Origin of the sequence: Pseudomonas sp. stari2 (genome assembly GCF_040760005.1) — a bacterium.
Lineage (GTDB): Bacteria > Pseudomonadota > Gammaproteobacteria > Pseudomonadales > Pseudomonadaceae > Aquipseudomonas.
In genome coordinates, this window is the sequence record NZ_CP099760.1 from 3,567,110 (window position 1) to 3,586,077 (window position 18,968).

Below are 18,968 nucleotides of genomic sequence, written 5' to 3' on the forward strand. Positions count from 1 at the left end.
GATGTCTCAGATGAATTAACTTCATTAGTCTTGAGGTTTTCGTTGCAGTAAAGAGCTTTTTCTGCACAATTCCCGACATTGAAATTAAATCAGAGACTGACGTCCATGGCTTCTCAAGATGAACGACTCATCAAGGCGCTGGCTTTGGCCATCGTTGATCGTCCACGCGCGACGCTCAAGGAACTGGCTGAAGCCGCCGGCGTGAGCAAGGCGACGCTGCACCGCTTCTGCGGCACCCGTGACAATCTGGTGCAGATCATGGAAAGCCACGGTGAAACCGTTCTAAACCAGATCACCACCACAACCGATCTGTTGAATGGCGATCCGGTGCAAGCCCTGCGCGGTTTGGTCAATGAGCATTTGGCGCATCGTGAAATGCTGGTTTTCCTGCTCTTTCAGTATCGCCCCGACACATTCACGGACACCGATGAAGGCAAGCGCTGGCAGTTCTACCTCGATGCCCTCGATGCCTTCTTTCTACGCGGCCAGCAGTTGGGCGTGTTCCGTATTGACATCACGGCAGCAGTCTTCACCGAGCTGTTCCTGACCATGATCTTCGCCATGGTCGATGCCGAACGCCGTGGGCGTGCCGCCAGTGCCAACTCGGCCAACGTCGTGGAACAGATGTTCCTGCATGGCGCTGCCAATCCCGTCCGTCCTCAATAACGTTCCGCAAGGCAAAAAAAGCCCCGCGACCTCTCGGTTCACGGGGCTGAATGGCTGGACGTGCCAACCCAAAGGAGCTGTTGTCAGGACTTTTCTGGCGACCAGCCTCCGCCCAGCGACCGGAACAGATCGACCAAGGCTATCTGCCGCTGAGTGCTGATCTCGATAACTGCCGTTTCGTTGACGAAGCTGGTGCGCTGGGCATCAAGGTAACGCAGGTGACTGTCGATGCCGCCTTCATAACGCGCCTTGGCCAGTTTCAGGGTTTCGCTGCTGGTGTTGGCCAACGCGCGTCGCGCCGCCTCCTCCCGGCGCAAGGTGTCGGTGGCGGCCAGTGCATCGGCGACCTCGCGAAACGCCGTCTGAATCGTGCCCTCATAAGCTGCCACCGCTGAGTCCTTGCGCACTTCCGCCAGGCTCAACCCCGCACTGTTGCGCCCGGCATCGAACAACGGCAGCGACAGGTTCGGCACAAAACTCCAGGACCGCGAGCCCCCGTCGAACAAACCGGACATCTGCGCGCTGGAGGTGCCGAAGCTGCCGGTCAGGCTGATGCGCGGAAAGAACGCCGCCCGAGCAGCGCCGATGTCGGCATTGCGCGCCTGCAATCGATGCTCGGCGGCGAGGATGTCCGGTCGGCGCTCGATCAAGGTGGAGGTGGTGTCAGGCGCAATGTCCTGAACCAGCATCGGCTCGGTCGACAGCCGTTCAGGAATCGACTTCGCTGCATCCTTGGTGCCGAGCAACAACACCAGCGCGTTGAAGGCCTGCTGTTTCTGCCGCAGATTGTTTTCCTGTTCGGCGCGGGATTGCTCGACCAGCCCCAATGCTTCCTGATAGTCCAGCGCTGTGGCCGTGCCGTTCGAGCGGCGCTGGCTGATCAGCGCGAACGAGTACTCGCGGCTGATCAGGGTTTGCTGAGTCAGCTCCAGACGACGCTGGGCGCCATCGTGAATCAGATAAGCCTGGCTGACTTCGGCAATCAGAGCGATTTGCGCGGCGCGGGCCGCTTCTTCAGTCGCCAGATACTCCTGCAGCGCAGAGTCAGTGAGGCTCTTCACCCGGCCGAACAGATCAAGCTCGTATTCCGGCAGCGACACGCCAACCTGATAACTGCTGGCAACGCCCGCCTGGCCATTGCTGGCCAGATCCGCCGGCAAGCGCTGACGGTTGCCGGAGGCATTGGCGTTCAACCCCGGAACCCGGTCGGCCCGCTGAATGCGGTACTGCGCCCGGGCCTGCTCGATGTCCAGAAGCGTCTGTCGCAACGAGCGGTTGTTGTCCAGGGCGATTACCACCAAACGGCGCAACTCGGGATCGACGATAAACGTCTGCCACGCCAGTTGATTGATCGGACTGCCCTGCTTCGTCGTCTCTTCCGCCCAGTGCTCCGCAACCGGCGCGACAGGACGCTCATAAGTCGGTGCCAGCGAACAACCGCCCAGGAGCATGGCGATCACCAGCGTAGAAAGTGCTGAAATACGCATGGAATCACTCCTGAACCAAAGCGGGTCGTTCGACAGACGCGGGTTTGCTGCGCAACCGCGAAAGCACCCAGACAAAACAGATCGGCACGAACAGCACACCCAGCAACGTCGCGCTGAGCATCCCGCCGATCACACCGGTACCGATTGCACGCTGACTCGCCGCCCCTGCCCCGGTGGCCAATGCCAGCGGCACCACACCGAGAATGAATGCCATGGAGGTCATGACGATCGGCCGGAAACGCAGGCGTGCGGCTTCAATGGCGGCGTCACGCAGGCTGTAGCCCTTCTCCCACAGTTCCTTGGCGAACTCGACTATAAGGATCGCGTTCTTCGCCGCCAGACCAATGATGGTGATCAGGCCCACCTTGAAGTACACGTCGTTGGGCATGCCGGCGACCATCACTGCCAGCACTGCACCGATGGCACCAATCGGCACGATCAGCATCACCGTCAACGGAATCGCCCAACTCTCGTAGAGCGCCACCAGCAACAGGAACACCACCAGAATCGCCAGCGCGAACAATTGCGTCGCCTGACCGCTGGAGACCTTTTCCTGATACGACAGCCCCGTCCACTCGTAGCTGAAACCTGCCGGCAATTGCGCGGCGATTCGTTCCATTTCCGCCATGGCTTCACCGGTGCTGTAGCCCGGCCCGGCGTCACCGACGATGCGGATCGACGGATATCCGTTGTAGCGCACCAGTTGCACCGGGCCTTCTTCCCAGTGGGTGGTGACGAAGGCGCTCAGCGGCACCAGATTGCCGGCGCTGTTGTGCACGTACAGTTTGAGCACGCTTTCCGGGGTCATCCGGTCGCCCTGCTCGGCCTGCACCACCACACGTTGCTGACGGCCAGAGTTGGTGAAGTCGTTGATCACTTCGGAACCGAACGCGGCGGACAACGCACTGCTGATCGACTCGAAACTCACGCCCAAGGTACGGGCCTTGTCACGGTCGATCACCACGCGCAATTGCGGCGATTCGGCCAAGCCTTCCATCATGGCGTAGAGGATTTTCGAGTTGCCGTTGGCCTGACCGAGCACCTGGTCACGGGCGGCGAGCAAGGCTTCGCGGCCCAGTCCGCCGCGATCCTGCAGACGCAGCGCGAAACCGCCGGAGTTGCCCAGACCGTCGATCGGTGGCGGCGGCACCGCCATCACGGCGCCGTCGTTGGTCACGGCAAATTGTTCGTTCAGCGCCATGACCTCGACCATCGCCGATTGATCTTCGCCACGCAGCGACCAGTCCTTGAACACCGGGAATGCCAGCGCCGCGTTATCGCCCATCCCGGAGAAGCTGAAACCCGAGACCAGGAACATCGACTGCACCGCATCACGGGAGGCGAGATAGCGCTCAAGCTGTTCGCCGGTCGCTTCGGTACGGGTACGGGTCGCGCCCGGTGGCAACTGGACATCGACGATCATGTAGCCCTGGTCTTCCACCGGCACAAACGACTCCGGCAAACGCAGGTAGAAGTAGCCGAGCATCGCGATAATGCCCACGTACACCAGCATCATTCGCCCCGCACGAGCGACCAGGCCGTTGTTGAGGATCGAGTAACGCTCGGTGAGCCGCGCGAAACCACGGTTGAAGGCGCCGAAGAAACCGCGTTTTTCATGGTGTCCTTGCGGAATCGGCTTGAGCAGCGTGGCACACAGAGCCGGCGTGAACGTCAGCGCGAGGAAGCCCGAGAACAGGATCGACACCGCCAGCGACACGGAGAACTGCTGGTAGATCACACCCACCGAACCGGACATGAACGCCAACGGCATGAACACTGCCGACAGCACCAGGGTGATACCGATGATCGCACCGGATACCTGCCCCATGGCCTTGATCGTGGCGTCAACTGGCGACAACCCTTCCTCCGCCATAATCCGCTCGACGTTCTCCACCACCACGATGGCGTCGTCCACCAGAATGCCGATGGCGAGCACCATGCCGAACATGGTCATCATGTTCACCGAGAAGCCCAGCAGGTACATCATCACCAACGTGCCGAGGAGACACACCGGCACCACAATCGACGGAATCAGCGTGTAGCGGATGTTCTGCAGGAACAGGAACATCACCAGGAATACCAGCACCATCGCCTCGATCAGGGTGTGGATCACCTTCTCGATGGCGACGTCGACGAAACGCGAAGTGTCGTAGGGAACGGAGTATTCAACGTCGTCCGGGAAGTACGCCGACAGTTCGGCCAGGCGTTCCTTGACGGCGGTCGCAGTCTGAATCGCGTTGGCGCCGGGGGACAACTGGATCGCGGCGGCCACGGCCGGTTTGCCGTTCAGGCGCGAGTTGAAGTTGTAGCTTTCCTGGCCGATTTCCACGCGGGCGACGTCGCCTAGTTTGACCGTCGAGCCGTCCTCGTTGGCACGCAGAACGATGCGGGCAAATTCTTGCGGATTATCCAGCGTGCCTTTCACCGCCAGGGTCGCGGTCAGTTCCTGCTGGCTGTTGCTCGGCGTGCTGCCGAAGCTGCCGGCCGGCACCTGTACGTTTTGCCCGCGAATCGCGGTGCTCACGTCGTCGATGGACAGCCCGTAACCCACCAGTTTCTGCGGGTCGAGCCAGATGCGCATCGCAGCTTCAGATGAGAAGAATTGCAGCTTGCCGACGCCCGGCACCCGGCGCAGTTCGTTGTTGATGTTGCGCGCGGCGTAGTCGCCCAGCGCGGTTGTGTCGGTGTGCTGGGAGCCTTCCTTATAGTTGAGCGCATAGATCAGCAGGAAACCGGCGCTGGCCTGCTCCACCTCCAGGCCTTGGGTCAGCACGGCTTGCGGCATGCGCGACTCAGCCTTTTTCAGGCGGTTTTGCACGTCGACCTGAGCGAGCTGCGGATCAGTGCCCGGCTGGAACGTCACCGCAATTTCGGCGATGCCGTTGGAGTTGTTGGTCGACTCGAAATACAGCAGGTTCTTGGCACCGTTGAGCGACTCTTCGATCACGCTGGTGACCGAGTCCACCAGCACTTTCGCCGAGGCCCCGGGATAAGTGGCCGTGACCTTGATTTGCGGCGGCGCAACATCGGGATACTGCGCCACCGGCAGCATCGGAATGACCAGCAGGCCGGCTAGTGAGATGAACAACGCCACCACCCAGGCGAAGTTCGGGCGTTTGATGAAAAACTTGGACATCGGGAAATCCTCGCGGCGACGGCGCCCTTATTGATTCGACTCGGACGACTGAGCCACGGTCTGAGACTGACCCGGCACGACCTTGACCCCCGGTTGCAGTCCGGCAAGACCACCGACGATCACTTGATCGCCCGCCTTCAGACCTTCACTGATCTGCCAGCGCGAACCCTGCATGGCGCCGGTGACCACACTGCGCACTTCGACCCGCTCGTCCGAGCCGACCACCATCACCTGAGCAGTGCCATCGCTGCCACGTTGCACCGAGCGTTGCGGCACGAGAATGGCCTGGCTGTCGGTGCCCTGTGGCGTACGCACGCGCACATACATGCCCGGCAACAGCACGCCGTCGCTATTGGCGAATTTGCCGCGCAACGACACCTGCCCGGTGCCACGATCCACCGCGACATCGGTAAACATCAGCGCACCCTGACGCTGGTAGTTAGTGCCATCGACGCGAATCGACAGGGCCTTGTTGTCGTCGGCGGAGAGTTTTCCGTCCTTGAGCGATTCGCGCAGACGCAGCGCGTCGGCAGCCGATTGGGTGAAGTCGACGTAGACCGGATCCAGTTGCTGAATCCGCGCCATCAGCGTCGCGTCACCCTGCCCAACCAGCGCCCCTTCAGTGACCAGCGCACGGCCGACGCGGCCGGAAATCGGTGCCGTCACCGAGGCATAACCGAGGTTCAGCCGGGCACTTTGCAGATCGGCCTGGGCCGAACGGGTGGCTGCCTGAGCGCTGCGCAGATCAGCCATGGCGCTGTCGAAATCCTGTTGGCTGACCGCTTCGATCTTCACCAAGGGTTCATAGCGTTTCACTCGGGCCTGAGCCTCAAGCGCAACGGACTGGGCGCGGGCCAGTTCACCTTCGGCCCGGGACAGCGCCGCTTTGAGCGGTGCCGGGTCGATCTGGAACAACAGATCCCCGGCTTTCACATCCGCGCCCTCTTCAAAACGCTTCTGCATCACGATGCCCGGCACACGAGCGCGCACTTCCGCAACGCGCATCGGTTCCACCCTGCCCGGCAGCTCCGACGTCAGCGCCAAAGGCTCGGTCTTCACCGCCACCACTTCTACCGGGCGTGCCACTTCCGGCACCGCCGCTTGTTCACTTGCCTGCCCACACCCGGCCAACGCAATGGCGACTGCCAGCGAACCCGCCATTCCTACCGCACGCAAATTGCCCATAACTCACCCAAGGCTTGATCGAATTGGGCGCGAATGCTACGTTTCAAATCATAATGAGTCAATAATGTCTCATATGAGTATTTTTTGATTTTTATATGAACACCGTTCTAGGCCTCTGATGAACTCGATTTCCCATGATGAACAGCTGCTCAAGTCGCTGACCCTGGCCGTGGCCAACCGGCCGCGGGCGACGATGAAGGAACTGGCGCAACTGGCAGGCGTGAGCAAGGCTACTCTGCACCGCTACTGTGGCACGCGAGAGAACTTGGTACTGCGCTTGGAGGATCACGCCGAAGGCACGCTCAATCTGATTATTCGCAGCGCCGGATTGCTGGAACGGGAGCCGCTGGACGCGCTGCGTCGATTGATCCGAGGCCATTTGGATCATCGGGAGCTATTAGCCTTCTTGATGGCGCAATATCGCCCTGACTTCCTCGATCTGGAACAGGGCGGCAAGCGCTGGCTGTTTTATTTGGAGGCTCTGGACAGCTTCTTTCTGAAAGGCCAGCACACCGGGTTGTTTCGTATCGATATCACAGCGGCGATCCTGACCGAGCTGTTCATTTCGCTGATCTACGGGCTGGTGGATGCCGAACACCGCAGGCGCGCCGCCAACACTGACTCGGCACGAATACTTGAGCAGATGTTCCTGAACGGAGCGTTATTGGGTGAGGAGTATCGCGGACGCGCCCCTATGCTGGAAGAAACACGCTAGTCCGTCAGAAACGCGTGAAGACACGGCTGAAGCGGGGAACCAGTGGACGAATGGAATGAATAATGCCTATCTCTATCCGACAGCACTAAACCCGTCAATCGATTAACTTCAATCAACGCTTCGTTAGCACTCGTCAAGTGCGAATCCAAAGTCATCACTGGAAAGTTGAGCTGCTTCGTTGAGCCGCTGACGTAATGCAGCGGTCAGCTGTCGTTCCACTTCCCATGGGTCAGACAGCGCGGCGAGTTGTGGTGCCAATTGTGGCGACAGGCTCATCAACGAATGGTTGAGCGATCGCGCCGTTTCAAAAGCGGCTTTCTGCACAAAGCTGACCTCGACCAGCTCTCCCTGCGCCTTACGAAACTCCATTTCAGCCATCCGCGCCAAGTAGTGCTCGCGATGTGCACGCGCTTTCTGAAAGTCCGGGGACTGCCCTTGCGCGGGATCAACCGGCGGCGGCGCAGCCATGTTGGTCGTTTCGGATTGCGCTGGGATGCTGTCGACCTGGTGAAACGCCAGGTACATGTCTGCCGCACCGTAGCTCTTGGCCTCGTCGAGGAGCGAACCAAGACCAACAAGGACCGCTTTGTTTTGCTGAATGAACGAGCGCTGCACGCGCTCGGGTTCGCCCGTCAATACGCAGAGCGTCGTGCAAACGGCATCGGCAAGATCAAAACAACGCCCTACGTGTTCCCGCCTTCGAAGAACAGCGAGTACATCAAACAGACGTCGGACCTGCACAAACAGTGGAGGCCAGCGCTGAAGGCTTTAGCGCTGCCTCATCGGCCGCCGTACAACTGCCGTCATACTTATGCGACAATATGTTTAATGTCCAACATGAACCCCGCATTTATCGCTCAGCAACTTGGCCACAGCGTCCAAATGTTGCTGACGACGTATGCGCGTTGGCTCAACTCAAGCTCAGACTGGGGGGAGCTGGAAAAGCTCCAGATTGGTATCAAATCGGTATCAGGCAAAAAAGACCAGCTCTAACCCATTGATAGGTAAGGTAATTGATCTCCACAGCTAACATCACGATGCAGTTCGGCGCAAAGCCGCTGTTCGAAAACGTTTCGGTGAAATTCAACAACGGCAACCGTTATGGCCTGATCGGCGCCAACGGTTGCGGCAAGTCGACTTTCATGAAAATCCTCGGTGGCGACCTGGAGCCGTCCGCCGGCCAGGTGATGCTCGAGCCTAACGTGCGCCTCGGTAAACTGCGTCAGGATCAGTTCGCCTACGAAGAATTCACCGTGATCGACACCGTGATCATGGGTCACGAAGAGCTGTGGAAGGTCAAGGCCGAGCGCGATCGCATCTACTCGCTGCCGGAAATGAGCGAAGAAGACGGCATGGCCGTGGCCGAGCTGGAAACCGAGTTCGCCGAGATGGACGGCTACACTGCCGAATCCCGCGCCGGTGAACTGCTGCTGGGCCTGGGCATTCCGCTGGAACAGCATTTCGGTCCGATGACCGAAGTTGCACCAGGCTGGAAACTCCGCGTTCTGTTGGCTCAGGCACTGTTCTCCGATCCTGAAGTGCTGCTGCTCGACGAACCGACCAACCACCTGGACATCAACACCATCCGCTGGCTGGAAACGATTCTGACGGCGCGTAACAGCACCATGATCATCATTTCCCACGACCGTCACTTCCTGAACAGCGTCTGCACGCACATGGCCGACCTGGACTACGGCGAGCTGCGCCTGTTCCCGGGCAACTACGACGAGTACATGACCGCGGCGACCCAGTCCCGCGAGCAACTGCTGTCGGACAACGCGAAGAAGAAAGCCCAGATTGCCGAACTGCAAACATTCGTCAGCCGCTTCTCGGCCAACGCCTCGAAAGCCAAGCAGGCCACTTCCCGTGCCAAGCAGATCGACAAGATCCAGCTGGCCGAGGTCAAGCCATCGAGCCGCGTGAGCCCGTTCATCCGTTTCGAACAGACCAAGAAGCTGCACCGCCAGGCCGTGACCATCGAGCAGATGTCCAAGGGCTTCGACGGCAAGACCCTGTTCAAGAACTTCAGCTTCACCGTTGAAGCCGGCGAACGCGTCGCGATCATCGGCCCGAACGGTATCGGCAAGACCACCCTGCTGCGCACCCTTATGGGTGAACTGACCCCGGACGCCGGCACCGTGAAGTGGACCGAAAGCGCGGAGCTGGGCTACTACGCTCAGGACCACGCCCACGACTTCGAAGACGACGTGAGCCTGTTCGACTGGATGGGTCAGTGGACTCAGGGCGAGCAAGTAATTCGTGGCACCCTGGGCCGCATGCTGTTCTCCAACGACGAGATCCTCAAGTCAGTGAAGGTCATCTCCGGTGGTGAGCAAGGTCGCATGCTGTTCGGCAAGTTGATCCTGCAAAAGCCGAACGTACTGGTGATGGACGAACCGACCAACCACCTGGACATGGAATCGATCGAAGCGCTGAACCTGGCGCTGGAAAACTACCCGGGCACGCTGATTTTCGTCAGCCATGACCGTGAGTTCGTATCGTCCCTGGCCACGCGCATCATCGAGCTGAGCCCGAACGGCGTGACCGACTTCAGCGGCACCTATGACGATTATCTGCGCAGCCAGGGCGTCGTGTTCTGATAGCAGCCTAGAGTCGAAAGCCCCGCCCCCATGGCGGGGCTTTTTATTGCGTCCGGGAAAGATAGTTAGCCTGCTTTCTTTTATTTCACACCCAAGCCATGATGCGGACTCTCCCATCGCCGCCCGCGAACGAGCCCTTATGTCTGCGCAGCAACAGCCACCGCAAAGCTCCATGGCGATCACCCTGCAGATCGTCTCCATCGTTTTCTACACCTTTATCGCCTTCCTCTGCATCGGACTGCCGATTGCGGTGCTGCCCGGTTACGTGCACGAACAACTGGGTTTCAGTGCTGTCGTTGCGGGTCTGGTGATCGGCTCACAATACCTGGCCACCCTGCTCAGCCGCCCCATGGCCGGGCGCATGTCGGATACCGTCGGGACAAAACGGGCGATCGTTTATGGCCTGTTGGGGATCGTCCTCAGCGGTGTACTGACATTCATATCGACCCTGCTTCAGGACTTTCCACTTCCGAGCCTGATCATTCTGATCGCAGGGCGTTTGCTGCTCGGTATTGCACAGGGCCTGATCGGCGTCGGCACCATCAGCTGGTGCATGGGCCAGGTGGGTGCGGAACATACCGCCCGGTCCATCGGCTGGAATGGCATCGCCTCTTATGGCGCCATTGCGATCGGCGCGCCGCTGGGTGTGCTGATGGTGGCCGATTATGGCTTTACCAGCCTCGGTATTGCGCTGTCGATACTGGCCACTGGCGCCCTGCTGCTGATCCGCAACAAACCTTCCGTGCCGGTGGTGCGCGGCGAGCGGTTGCCGTTCTGGGCGGTATTCGGGCGGATTGCGCCATTCGGCGCCAGTTTGAGCCTGGCCTCGATAGGTTACGGCACCCTGACCACGTTCATCACCCTTTATTACCTCAATCGCGGCTGGACCGGTGCGGCGTACTGCCTGACGGTGTTCGGCGTGTGCTTCATCCTGTCGCGGCTGTTGTTCATTTCTGCCATTGCTCGATTCGGCGGCTTTGCTTCGGCCATCGCCTGCATGAGTATCGAAACCGTCGGGTTGCTGTTGCTGTGGCTCGCACCGTCCACCGGCTACGCACTGATCGGCGCCGGGCTGGCAGGGTTCGGGTTGTCGCTGGTTTACCCCGCGTTGGGCGTTGAAGCCATCAAGCAGGTACCCAACTCCAGCCGTGGTGCCGGGTTGAGTGCTTACGCGGTGTTTTTCGATCTGGCATTGGCGGTCGCCGGGCCGCTGATGGGGGCGGTGGCGTTGAATCTGGGGTATTCGTGGATATTCCTGGGCGCAGCACTGCTGTCCGTGAGCGGACTGGCGCTGACCTTGTGGCTCAAGCGTCGGGCGATGGCCTGAGCCTTTACTGGTCCGCCGTCTGCATCCCCGCCCGGGAAGGCTTGCCCAGCGCATTGGAGAAAAACCGCCCGGCCTCTGAAATCAAATTGCGGTGAATGTCTTCGCGATCCACGCCATCGGCATCGGTGCACAGCGCAGGCATCGCACGAATCTGCTCTTCATTGCACGGCGCCATAAATACGAAGTGCCCTGCCCCGGCCAGCAACTTGAAGTCCGGCGCAGTCGGCAGTTTGCGCGCCAGGGCGGCAGCGTTCTTGTCGAAAGCCACCAGTTTGTCGCCGTCACCGCTATAGAGCAGCACCGGCACATGCACGTCAGCGAGGGTGTGACGACCGAATTTCAGGCTCAGCGGCGCCATCAACAGCAAAGCGTGAACCCGTGGGTCGGCCACTGGTTGCAAGTCATCGCGGTCGACAATCAGCTCGCCTTGGGTGTTACAGGCGTCGCGGTCGTCCGGACGCTCCTGGCAGTAACGGCGCAGGCGATCCAGGTCAGGCTGCGCGCCTGAAAGGATCAACGCGGTCTCGCCACCCGCCGAATAACCGATCACGCCGACCTGGTCGGCATTCACGAACGGTGCGAGCATGCGGTCGCCAAGGGTTGCGGTAATGGCTTCGGAAATCTGGATCGGGCGCCCATAGAGGTTGCTCAAAGTGCCAAGGCGGCTGTGATCCCTGGAATTGTCGCCGGGATGAATCACTGCCACCACCACAAAGCCTTTGCGAGCCAACGAAGTGGCGAGGTCGTGCAGCGCCAGCGGCGTGCCGGTGTTGCCGTGGGACAACATCAGCATCGGAAAGCGGCCGAGGGCGACCTTGGCGTCTTCGCCGGCTTCGACCGAATAGCCCTCGAGCAGGCTCATGTGCTCGCGGTCGCTGGAGGGATAGAACGCGATGGCACGCATCGGTTGCAGGTCGAGCGGATCGAGGAACGTCATCTCGTGATAACCGACGCTCCAGCGTGGGTGCTGGCCGGGGGCTGCGTGCACTGAATTCAGGCTGCCGAGCAGGCAAATCAGTAACGTTGCACAAAGACGCATCATGGGATGCCCCACCCTGTTGTTACTCAATCGAAAGATCCGTTGTGTTCGACGCCCGAAACTCCGTGGTTCGGTGATCCGGCGCGGCGTTGCACTCAGACGTTGATCATCAGACTGCATAACCCGGGCCAGATCATGTAACAGTCAGACACAAAAAACTCCGTATCTGGCCCTTGCAGAACCAGAATACAGAGTTTTTTGGGTGTTGCCTGAACGAGAGCTGTTCTTTACGAAAGCCTTACGCTGCAGCGAACAGTTGCTCGCTGATGCGGGTTTGGGCCGCGCTCATGGCGTTGTTGCGAACTTCTTCACCGTAGGCCAGACCTTCGGCGCGGACGATTTCGATGTCGGTGATGCCGAGGAAGCCGAAGACCAGCTTCAGGTAATCTTCGTGAGCCACGCCCGAAGCCTGACCGGCGTGGATGCCGCCCGAAGTCGATACGATGATCACCTTCTTGCCACCGCACAGGCCTTCAGGGCCGGCTTCGGTGTAGCGGAAAGTCTGGCCAGCGACGGCGATGCGGTCGATCCAGGCCTTGAGCTGGGTTGGCACGGTGAAGTTGTACATCGGCGCGGCAACCACGATGGCGTCGGCGGCGATGAACTCGGCCAGGGTGTTGGCGCTCAGCTCGGCTTCGTGCTGTTGTGCGGCGTTGCGCAGTTCAGCGGTGGTGCCGGCGGCCACCAGAGTGGTCGATGAAAAGTGGCTGATGGCGTCGGCGGCCAGGTCGCGGTAGGTCACGACAGCGCTTGGCTCGGCGGCTTGCCAGGCTTTGACGACTTCGGTGCTCAGCTGACGGGAAGCGGAGTTGTCGCCCAGAATGCTCGAATCGATGTGCAGCAGTTTCATAGTGGAATCTCCTGGAAAGAATCGCCGGTGGCGACGGAATGGAGACAATCCTACCTACGAAACCAATAGCTGATTAGACGGCAACAATGCGATAGTTTGTCCCACTGATAGAACAGTCGGATTCCCCTATGCAAGACCTCAACGATCTCTACTATTTCGCCAAAGTGGTCGAGGCCGGCGGATTCGCCGCGGCCGGCCGTTTACTGGGCATTCCCAAGTCGCGCCTGTCGCGGCGGATTGCCGAACTGGAAGAACGCTTGGGTGCACGCTTGCTGCAACGCACTACCCGTCAATTGAAGCTGACTGCGGTTGGCGAGCGCTATTTGCGCCACTGCCAGGCGATGCTGCTGGAAGCGGAAATGGCCGATGAAACGGTGGCCAGCATGTCCAGCGAACCCCGTGGCCGCCTGCGGGTGTCAAGCCCGACCGGGCTGGCCCATGAAATGCTGCCGGTGGTGATCAGCAATTTCCTCGGCAAATATCCCCAGGTGCAACTGGAAGTCACCTTGATCAATCGCCGGGTCGATCTGATCACCGAAGGTATCGACGTCGCTCTACGGGTGCGCGAACACGGCGACGAAGAACCGATGCTGGTGACCCGCCGTTTGCGTCAGGCGCAAATGGTGGTGGTCGCGAGCCCTACCTTTATACAGGGCGTGGAGATCAATCATCCGCAGGACTTGAAAACCCTGCCGGTGCTCGGCGCGCTGGAAGCCGATCGCATGGTGCACGTGCGCCTGCTCGATCAGCACGGCAAGAGTTGCGATCTGGCGCTGGAAGCACGGCTGGGTATCGACGACTTCATCGTGCGCAAGGCCTGCGTGCTGGCCGGCCAGGGTTTCACCCTGCTGCCGATGATGTATTGCGAAGCAGAGCTGAACAACGGCACGCTGGTGCAATTGCTGCCGGAATGGTCATTGCCTGGCGGCTGGCTGCAAGCGGTGTATCCGCACCGGCGCGGGGTGATGCCGGCGGTGCGCGCGTGGATCGATCATCTGGTCGAATCGTTCAATGCCTGTGGAGAACGGCTGTTATGAAACAAGGAAAGATGAGCGAAGCGGACGTCGCGGACTTCTGCCTGGCATTGCCCGGTGCCCGTGAAGATTACAAATGGGGCGGTGTGCGGGTGTTTTCGATTGCCGGTAACAAGATGTTCGCCTTGCAGGGGCTGCGTGGCGAGTCGCTGGCGTTCAAGGTCGACAAGGATCTGTTTCTCGGCCATTGCGACCGGCCGGGCATTCACCCGGCGCCATATCTGGCGCGGGCACAGTGGATCATCATGCACCCGCCCTACCCCTTGAGCGCCGAGGAACTGCGAGGGTTACTGCAACGTTCTCACCAGTTGGTGGTGAGCAAGCTGCCGAAGAAAACCCAGGTGGGTTTGCTGCTGTAGTTCTAACCCAGCGCCAACAGGTTCGAACCGAGGAACAACTGGTCGATCCAGAACACCTGGTGCAGCGCGACGATCACCCAGAACAGAATCTGAAACGACACCTTGCGCGTCTTGTGCCGGAAGACTTGCTGGGCGATCAACGCGCCCGGCCAGCCTCCCGCCAGTTCCACGGTGTGCAGGACGTTCTCCGGCGTGCGCCAGGCGTCGGCGCGAGCCTTGCGCTTGTCGGCCCAGTACAGGAAAAACGCCAGCACGCTGACCAGCCCATAAGCCGTCAGCGGCACCCGTGAGATTCCGCGCAGCCACATCGACAGCGAACCGAACAGCGGCAACGCACAGACGATCAGCAAGATCATCAGCTTCAACTTCAGATGCTGGATGCTGCCACCGGAAGGACCGCGATCCGGGCGGCGTGCGCGGGAGTCACTCATGCCTTGGCTGCCGCCCAGTCCACCCAACCGAACTGCCAGGTCGCCAGAATCAACAGACCGAACACGATCCGGTACCAGGCGAATGCCGCATAGCTGTGGCTGGCGATGAACTTCAGCAAACCGCGCACGGCGATCATGGCGAAAACGAATGCCGTGACAAAACCGATGGCAAACACCGGGAAGTCCGCCGGCACGAACAGCGCGCGGTACTTGTAGCCCGAATAGACCGCCGCACCGACCATGGTCGGCATCGCCAGGAAAAACGAGAACTCGGTGGCGGTCTTGCGCGACAGACCGAACAGCAGCCCGCCAATGATGGTCGAGCCGGAGCGCGAGGTGCCCGGGATCATCGCCAGACATTGGGCGAAACCGACCTTCAGCGCATCCTTCCAGGTGATTTCGTCCACGGTTTCGGCGTGCACTTCATGCTGCCGGCGCTCGGCCCACAACATGATGAAGCCGCCCACCACCAACGCCGTCGCTACGGTGATCGGGTTGAACAGGTACTTGTGAATCAGATTGGCAAAGATCACGCCGAGCACCACGGCGGGCAGGAAGGCGATCAGCAGGTTGGCGGTAAAGCGTCGCGCACTCGGCTGGGTCGGCAAGCCGATGACCACGTCGAGAATCTTGCGGCGAAACTCCCAGACCACCGCGAGAATCGCGCCGAGCTGAATGATGATGTTGAACGCCATGGCGCGTTCGCCGCCGAAATTCAGCAGGTCGGCGACAATGATCTGGTGTCCGGTACTGGAAATGGGCAAAAACTCCGTCAGCCCTTCTACAACTCCAAGAATCAGTGCCTGCAAGGCGGTCCAAAGGTCCATCAATCCCCCAAAGAGCGATGCGTTCAGGCATGCCCCGATAGTATTTTTTACGTTCACTGCGATCAGCGTAGCTGTTTGTTGCTGTACCGATTCCGCGCGCCAAGGATCCACACGAAACGGTCAAAATTCCGTGAAATGGCAACTTGGGTTCAGGTTTTCACGCACGGGGCCGAAATCCTAACAGACAAGCCGTAATAGCGCTGCCGCGCTCTACGACTTGGGTCGCGTATGCCCGACCAAGGAAACGTGGTTGGATGCTGGCGGTGATTTATTACAAGAAAAAGAAATCGGAGTGACAGCGTTATGAACAGCTTGCGCAGTGTGTCGATCAGCCGACGCTTGTGGCTCATCTTGATTGTGGCGGTGGTCATGCTGCTGACCCTGGGCCTGTTGATGCTCAAGCAGATCCACGATGACCTGTATCACGCCAAGGCCCAGAAAACCCAGCATGTGGTGCAGACCGCCAGCGGTTTGCTGACCTATTACCAGAGCCTGGAAGCGGCGGGAACCCTGACCCGCGACGCCGCGCAGAAGCAGGCGCTGACGGCGATTCGCGGCCTGCGTTATGACCAGAACGATTACTTCTGGATCAACGATCTCACGCCCGTGATGGTCATGCACCCAACCAATCCGAAGCTCGAAGGCCAGAACCTCTCGGCGATCCGCGACCCGGACGGTTTTGCAGTGTTCAACGAGATGGTTGCCATCGCCAAATCCAAGGGCGCCGGGATGGTCGACTACCGTTGGCCGAAACCCGGTGCCAGTGAACCGGTGGCCAAGACCTCCTACGTGAAACTGTTCGAGCCATGGGGTTGGGTGCTGGGTTCCGGCGTGTACGTCGACGATGTGCAGGCTGAGTTTCAGGGCCAGGTGATCAAGGCTTCCGTTGTCGGTCTGTTGATTGCACTGATCATGGGCGTGCTGGTGATCCTGATTGCCCGCAGCATCGTTCGCCCGTTGCAGGAAACCGTGAACGCCATGGCCAACATTGCCAGCGGCGAAAGCGACCTGACCCGCAGCCTCGATACCCATGGCCAGGACGAAGTCACGCAACTGGCCCATCACTTCAATGCCTTCACCGCCAAGCTGCGCCGGGTGATCGGCGATTTGCAGGTGTCGGCCAGCGCGCTGGGCCAGTCCTCCACTGAACTGGGCAACGACGCGAGTCAGGCCCAGCAACGCAGCCAGCAACAATCGCAGCAGATGGAGCTGGTGGCGACGGCCATCAACGAAGTCACCTACGGCGTGCAGGATGTGGCGAAGAACGCCGAGCATGCCGCCAACGAAATGCGCGATGCCGAAGCTCAGGCGCAGCAGGGCCAGATCAACATCGACGGCAGCCTGCAACAGATCGACAAATTGTCCGGCACCATCGATCAGGCGGTCGAAGTCATTCGTACTTTGGCGACCGAAAGCACGCAGATCGGCAGTGTCCTGGAGGTGATCCGCTCGATTGCCGAACAGACCAACCTGCTGGCACTCAACGCCGCCATCGAAGCCGCCCGCGCCGGCGAACAGGGCCGTGGTTTTGCCGTGGTGGCCGATGAGGTTCGCCTGCTGGCACAGCGCACACAGAAATCCACGGCGGAAATCCAGTCAATGATCGAGCGCCTGCAAAATCATTCTGAAGCCGCGGTGAAAGTGATCGGCGACAGCAGCAAGGCCTCGCAGCTGACCATCGAGCAGGCCGGACTGGCCGGTGCGAGCCTCAATGCGATCGGCCAGGCGCTGCGCAACCTCAACGGTCTGAATGCGTCGATCGCCAGTGCGACCCTGCAACAGGCGCACGTGGTCGAGGACATCAACCAGAACGTCACCCAGGCTGCCGGCCTGTCCCACAGCACCGCACTGGCTGCCGAGCAGTCGAGCGCCGCCAGCGTTCGGCTCGGCCAGTTGAGCGAGCAACTGAACGGTTTGCTGCGCCAGTTCCGCGTCTGACGCTCTCAGCCTGTGGGAGGCTCACTCCCACAGGTTTTTGGGTACAATCCGCCCCCTCTTCTACTCCCTCCAAGGATCTTGCATGTCCGGGCTCGAACTGTTTGCCGCCGCCCTCGGTGTGATCGCCGTCTGGCTGACGGTCAAACAGAACCCCTGGTGCTGGCCGATCGGGCTGGTAATGGTCTTGCTCTACAGCTGGGTCTTCTTCGAGGTGAAGCTGTATTCGGACATGTTGCTGCAGGTGGTTTACGCCGCGCTGCAAGTCTACGGCTGGTGGCAATGGACCCGGGCCGGGACGATGCATGACGGGCGTGAGGTCAGCCGGCTCGACTCCCGTTCGATTCTGCAAGGACTGGCCATCGGCGCCGCCGGCAGCCTTTTGCTGGGCGCCGCCATGGCGCACTGGACCGATGCCGCGCAGCCTTGGCTCGACGCGGCGTTGACCGCTTTCAGCCTGGTCGCGCAATTCTGGATGGCGCACAAGCGCCTGCAATGCTGGGCACTGTGGTTCGTGCTGGATGTGATCTTTGTCGGCCTGTTTCTTTACAAAGACCTTTACCTCACCGCTGCGCTGTACGCCCTGTTCACCCTGATCGCGGTGCAGGGCTGGCGGGAATGGCGCGCCGATCCGGCGTTGCGCACATGAAAGTCGTTGTTCTGACCGGGCCGGAATCCACCGGCAAGAGCTGGCTGGCGGCCGGGCTGCAGCAACAGTTCGGCGGTTTGCGGGTGGATGAGTACGTGCGCTGGTTCATCGAGCAGAATCCCCGGGATACCTGCCTCGCAGACATTCCTGAAATTGCTCGCGGCCAATTGCAGTGGGAAGACGAGGCGCGAGCGCAGCAGCCTTCGTTGCTGATTCTAGACACTCATCTGTTGAGCAACATTCTCTGGAGCCAGACGCTGTTCGGGGACTGTCCCGACTGGCTGGAACCGGAACTGCTGGCGCGTCATTACGACCTGCACCTGTTGCTGTCCCCGGAGCAGATCGACTGGACCAACGATGGCCAGCGCTGCCAGCCGCAGTTGAGTGAACGACTGGCGTTCTACGACGCCACAAAGGTCTGGCTGGAGCAGCATCGCCAACCGGTCCGGATCATTCAGGGCGACTGGGCGGCACGGCAGATTCAGGCCTTCGACGCCGTGCGAAACCTGCTGGAAGATTGAGCCCGTTTCCCGGGGGCGGGTTCCCCTGTTTTGGGGCCAAAGTGTCCGATCCTGAAACACTCCCTCGGGTGCAAAGTGCCCGTCTCAACGGCCTTCATCGCTTTGTCACCCGACTTGTTACACCTTTGAAACACCTGCTCGCAAACCCTTGTTCCAGAGCTTTGCAATGGGTATGGGCGCTTGTACCGATGGCGCGTTGTTTCAATG

Annotated in this window: 17 protein-coding genes and 1 pseudogene; 10 read left to right on the forward strand and 8 right to left on the reverse strand. The window is 60.3% G+C overall.

The window, feature by feature from the left end; translation table 11 throughout:
- Nucleotides 1-105: 105 nt before the first annotated feature.
- Complete coding sequence (locus tag NH234_RS16025) at nt 106-666, forward strand: TetR/AcrR family transcriptional regulator (protein ID WP_367253355.1); 561 nt, start codon at nt 106-108, stop codon at nt 664-666.
- Nucleotides 667-749: 83 nt separating this feature from the next.
- Here NH234_RS16025 and NH234_RS16030 read toward each other — a convergent pair whose 3' ends face one another.
- From NH234_RS16030 to NH234_RS16040, 3 genes are read right to left on the reverse strand one after another with little or no spacing between them, the layout of a single operon-like run.
- A complete protein-coding gene (locus NH234_RS16030) occupies nt 750-2,153 on the reverse strand; it encodes an efflux transporter outer membrane subunit (RefSeq protein WP_367253356.1) in 1,404 nt (467 codons plus the stop codon).
- A 4-nt stretch (nt 2,154-2,157) separates the two neighbouring features.
- On the reverse strand, nt 2,158-5,289 hold the full coding sequence (locus NH234_RS16035; protein WP_367253357.1) for a multidrug efflux RND transporter permease subunit: 3,132 nt from the start codon (nt 5,287-5,289) through the stop codon (nt 2,158-2,160).
- A 27-nt stretch (nt 5,290-5,316) separates the two neighbouring features.
- The gene (locus NH234_RS16040) at nt 5,317-6,474 is read right to left on the reverse strand and encodes a MexC family multidrug efflux RND transporter periplasmic adaptor subunit (protein ID WP_367253358.1); all 1,158 of its coding nucleotides are present in this window, start codon (nt 6,472-6,474) and stop codon (nt 5,317-5,319) included.
- Between the two features lie 118 nt (nt 6,475-6,592).
- Between NH234_RS16040 and NH234_RS16045 the strand changes: the two genes are divergently transcribed.
- Nucleotides 6,593-7,189 carry a TetR/AcrR family transcriptional regulator gene (locus NH234_RS16045; protein ID WP_367253359.1) on the forward strand — a complete coding sequence of 199 codons (597 nt, stop codon included), beginning with the start codon at nt 6,593-6,595 and terminating at the stop codon, nt 7,187-7,189.
- A 123-nt stretch (nt 7,190-7,312) separates the two neighbouring features.
- On the opposite strand, the gene NH234_RS16050 is transcribed toward NH234_RS16045, so the two are convergent.
- The gene (locus NH234_RS16050; RefSeq protein ID WP_367257274.1) at nt 7,313-7,714 is read right to left on the reverse strand and encodes a hypothetical protein; all 402 of its coding nucleotides are present in this window, start codon (nt 7,712-7,714) and stop codon (nt 7,313-7,315) included.
- On the opposite strand from NH234_RS16050, the pseudogene NH234_RS16055 reads away from it, so the two are divergent.
- From NH234_RS16055 to NH234_RS16065, 3 genes and pseudogenes are all read left to right on the forward strand, one after another.
- Nucleotides 7,673-8,182: pseudogene (locus NH234_RS16055) on the forward strand (tyrosine-type recombinase/integrase); the annotation flags it as partial. The gene NH234_RS16050 and the pseudogene NH234_RS16055 overlap by 42 nt on opposite strands.
- A 20-nt stretch (nt 8,183-8,202) precedes the next feature.
- Nucleotides 8,203-9,789 (forward strand): ABC-F family ATPase, encoded by a 1,587-nt coding sequence (locus NH234_RS16060; RefSeq protein WP_085731070.1) that lies wholly within the window; start codon nt 8,203-8,205, stop codon nt 9,787-9,789.
- A 139-nt stretch (nt 9,790-9,928) separates the two neighbouring features.
- Nucleotides 9,929-11,116: an MFS transporter gene (locus NH234_RS16065; protein WP_367253360.1), complete on the forward strand. Its 1,188-nt coding sequence runs from the start codon at nt 9,929-9,931 to the stop codon at nt 11,114-11,116.
- A 4-nt stretch (nt 11,117-11,120) separates the two neighbouring features.
- Here NH234_RS16065 and NH234_RS16070 read toward each other — a convergent pair whose 3' ends face one another.
- On the reverse strand, nt 11,121-12,158 hold the full coding sequence (locus NH234_RS16070) for a dienelactone hydrolase (RefSeq protein ID WP_085731072.1): 1,038 nt from the start codon (nt 12,156-12,158) through the stop codon (nt 11,121-11,123).
- Between the two features lie 235 nt (nt 12,159-12,393).
- Entirely contained in the window at nt 12,394-13,005 is a 612-nt protein-coding gene (locus NH234_RS16075; RefSeq protein ID WP_367253361.1) for an FMN-dependent NADH-azoreductase, read from the reverse strand.
- 128 nt (nt 13,006-13,133) lie between these two features.
- On the opposite strand from NH234_RS16075, the gene NH234_RS16080 reads away from it, so the two are divergent.
- Together NH234_RS16080 and NH234_RS16085 are read left to right on the forward strand one after the other, a co-directional pair.
- The gene (locus NH234_RS16080; RefSeq protein ID WP_367253362.1) at nt 13,134-14,042 is read left to right on the forward strand and encodes a LysR substrate-binding domain-containing protein; all 909 of its coding nucleotides are present in this window, start codon (nt 13,134-13,136) and stop codon (nt 14,040-14,042) included.
- The gene (locus NH234_RS16085) at nt 14,039-14,398 is read left to right on the forward strand and encodes an MmcQ/YjbR family DNA-binding protein (protein ID WP_367253363.1); all 360 of its coding nucleotides are present in this window, start codon (nt 14,039-14,041) and stop codon (nt 14,396-14,398) included. Before NH234_RS16080 ends, NH234_RS16085 begins: the two co-directional genes overlap by 4 nt.
- Before the next feature lie 2 nt (nt 14,399-14,400).
- Here the strand turns inward: NH234_RS16085 and NH234_RS16090 are convergent, their stop codons facing one another.
- Together NH234_RS16090 and NH234_RS16095 are read right to left on the reverse strand one after the other, a co-directional pair.
- Nucleotides 14,401-14,829, reverse strand: a complete 429-nt coding sequence (locus tag NH234_RS16090; RefSeq protein WP_367253364.1) for a DUF1294 domain-containing protein — start codon at nt 14,827-14,829, stop codon at nt 14,401-14,403.
- Entirely contained in the window at nt 14,826-15,656 is an 831-nt protein-coding gene (locus NH234_RS16095; protein WP_085731077.1) for an undecaprenyl-diphosphate phosphatase, read from the reverse strand. The genes NH234_RS16090 and NH234_RS16095 overlap by 4 nt, the downstream gene beginning before the upstream one ends.
- A 303-nt stretch (nt 15,657-15,959) precedes the next feature.
- Between NH234_RS16095 and NH234_RS16100 the strand changes: the two genes are divergently transcribed.
- From NH234_RS16100 to NH234_RS16110, 3 genes are all read left to right on the forward strand, one after another.
- Nucleotides 15,960-17,594 carry a methyl-accepting chemotaxis protein gene (locus NH234_RS16100; RefSeq protein ID WP_367253365.1) on the forward strand — a complete coding sequence of 545 codons (1,635 nt, stop codon included), beginning with the start codon at nt 15,960-15,962 and terminating at the stop codon, nt 17,592-17,594.
- 82 nt (nt 17,595-17,676) lie between these two features.
- Nucleotides 17,677-18,240 (forward strand): nicotinamide riboside transporter PnuC, encoded by a 564-nt coding sequence (gene pnuC, locus NH234_RS16105; RefSeq protein WP_085731078.1) that lies wholly within the window; start codon nt 17,677-17,679, stop codon nt 18,238-18,240.
- A complete protein-coding gene (locus tag NH234_RS16110) occupies nt 18,237-18,761 on the forward strand; it encodes an AAA family ATPase (RefSeq protein WP_367253366.1) in 525 nt (174 codons plus the stop codon). The genes pnuC and NH234_RS16110 overlap by 4 nt, the downstream gene beginning before the upstream one ends.
- Nucleotides 18,762-18,968: the final 207 nt, after the last annotated feature.

Coding starts and splice junctions, on each gene's coding strand:
- NH234_RS16025 (WP_367253355.1), top strand. CDS start 106: ATGGCTTCTCAAGATGAACGACTCATCAAGGCGCTGGCTTTGGCCATC.
- NH234_RS16030 (WP_367253356.1), bottom strand. CDS start 2,153: ATGCGTATTTCAGCACTTTCTACGCTGGTGATCGCCATGCTCCTGGGC.
- NH234_RS16035 (WP_367253357.1), bottom strand. CDS start 5,289: ATGTCCAAGTTTTTCATCAAACGCCCGAACTTCGCCTGGGTGGTGGCG.
- NH234_RS16040 (WP_367253358.1), bottom strand. CDS start 6,474: ATGGGCAATTTGCGTGCGGTAGGAATGGCGGGTTCGCTGGCAGTCGCC.
- NH234_RS16045 (WP_367253359.1), top strand. CDS start 6,593: ATGAACTCGATTTCCCATGATGAACAGCTGCTCAAGTCGCTGACCCTG.
- NH234_RS16050 (WP_367257274.1), bottom strand. CDS start 7,714: ATGTACCTGGCGTTTCACCAGGTCGACAGCATCCCAGCGCAATCCGAA.
- NH234_RS16065 (WP_367253360.1), top strand. CDS start 9,929: ATGTCTGCGCAGCAACAGCCACCGCAAAGCTCCATGGCGATCACCCTG.
- NH234_RS16070 (WP_085731072.1), bottom strand. CDS start 12,158: ATGATGCGTCTTTGTGCAACGTTACTGATTTGCCTGCTCGGCAGCCTG.
- NH234_RS16075 (WP_367253361.1), bottom strand. CDS start 13,005: ATGAAACTGCTGCACATCGATTCGAGCATTCTGGGCGACAACTCCGCT.
- NH234_RS16080 (WP_367253362.1), top strand. CDS start 13,134: ATGCAAGACCTCAACGATCTCTACTATTTCGCCAAAGTGGTCGAGGCC.
- NH234_RS16085 (WP_367253363.1), top strand. CDS start 14,039: ATGAAACAAGGAAAGATGAGCGAAGCGGACGTCGCGGACTTCTGCCTG.
- NH234_RS16090 (WP_367253364.1), bottom strand. CDS start 14,829: ATGAGTGACTCCCGCGCACGCCGCCCGGATCGCGGTCCTTCCGGTGGC.
- NH234_RS16095 (WP_085731077.1), bottom strand. CDS start 15,656: ATGGACCTTTGGACCGCCTTGCAGGCACTGATTCTTGGAGTTGTAGAA.
- NH234_RS16100 (WP_367253365.1), top strand. CDS start 15,960: ATGAACAGCTTGCGCAGTGTGTCGATCAGCCGACGCTTGTGGCTCATC.
- pnuC (WP_085731078.1), top strand. CDS start 17,677: ATGTCCGGGCTCGAACTGTTTGCCGCCGCCCTCGGTGTGATCGCCGTC.
- NH234_RS16110 (WP_367253366.1), top strand. CDS start 18,237: ATGAAAGTCGTTGTTCTGACCGGGCCGGAATCCACCGGCAAGAGCTGG.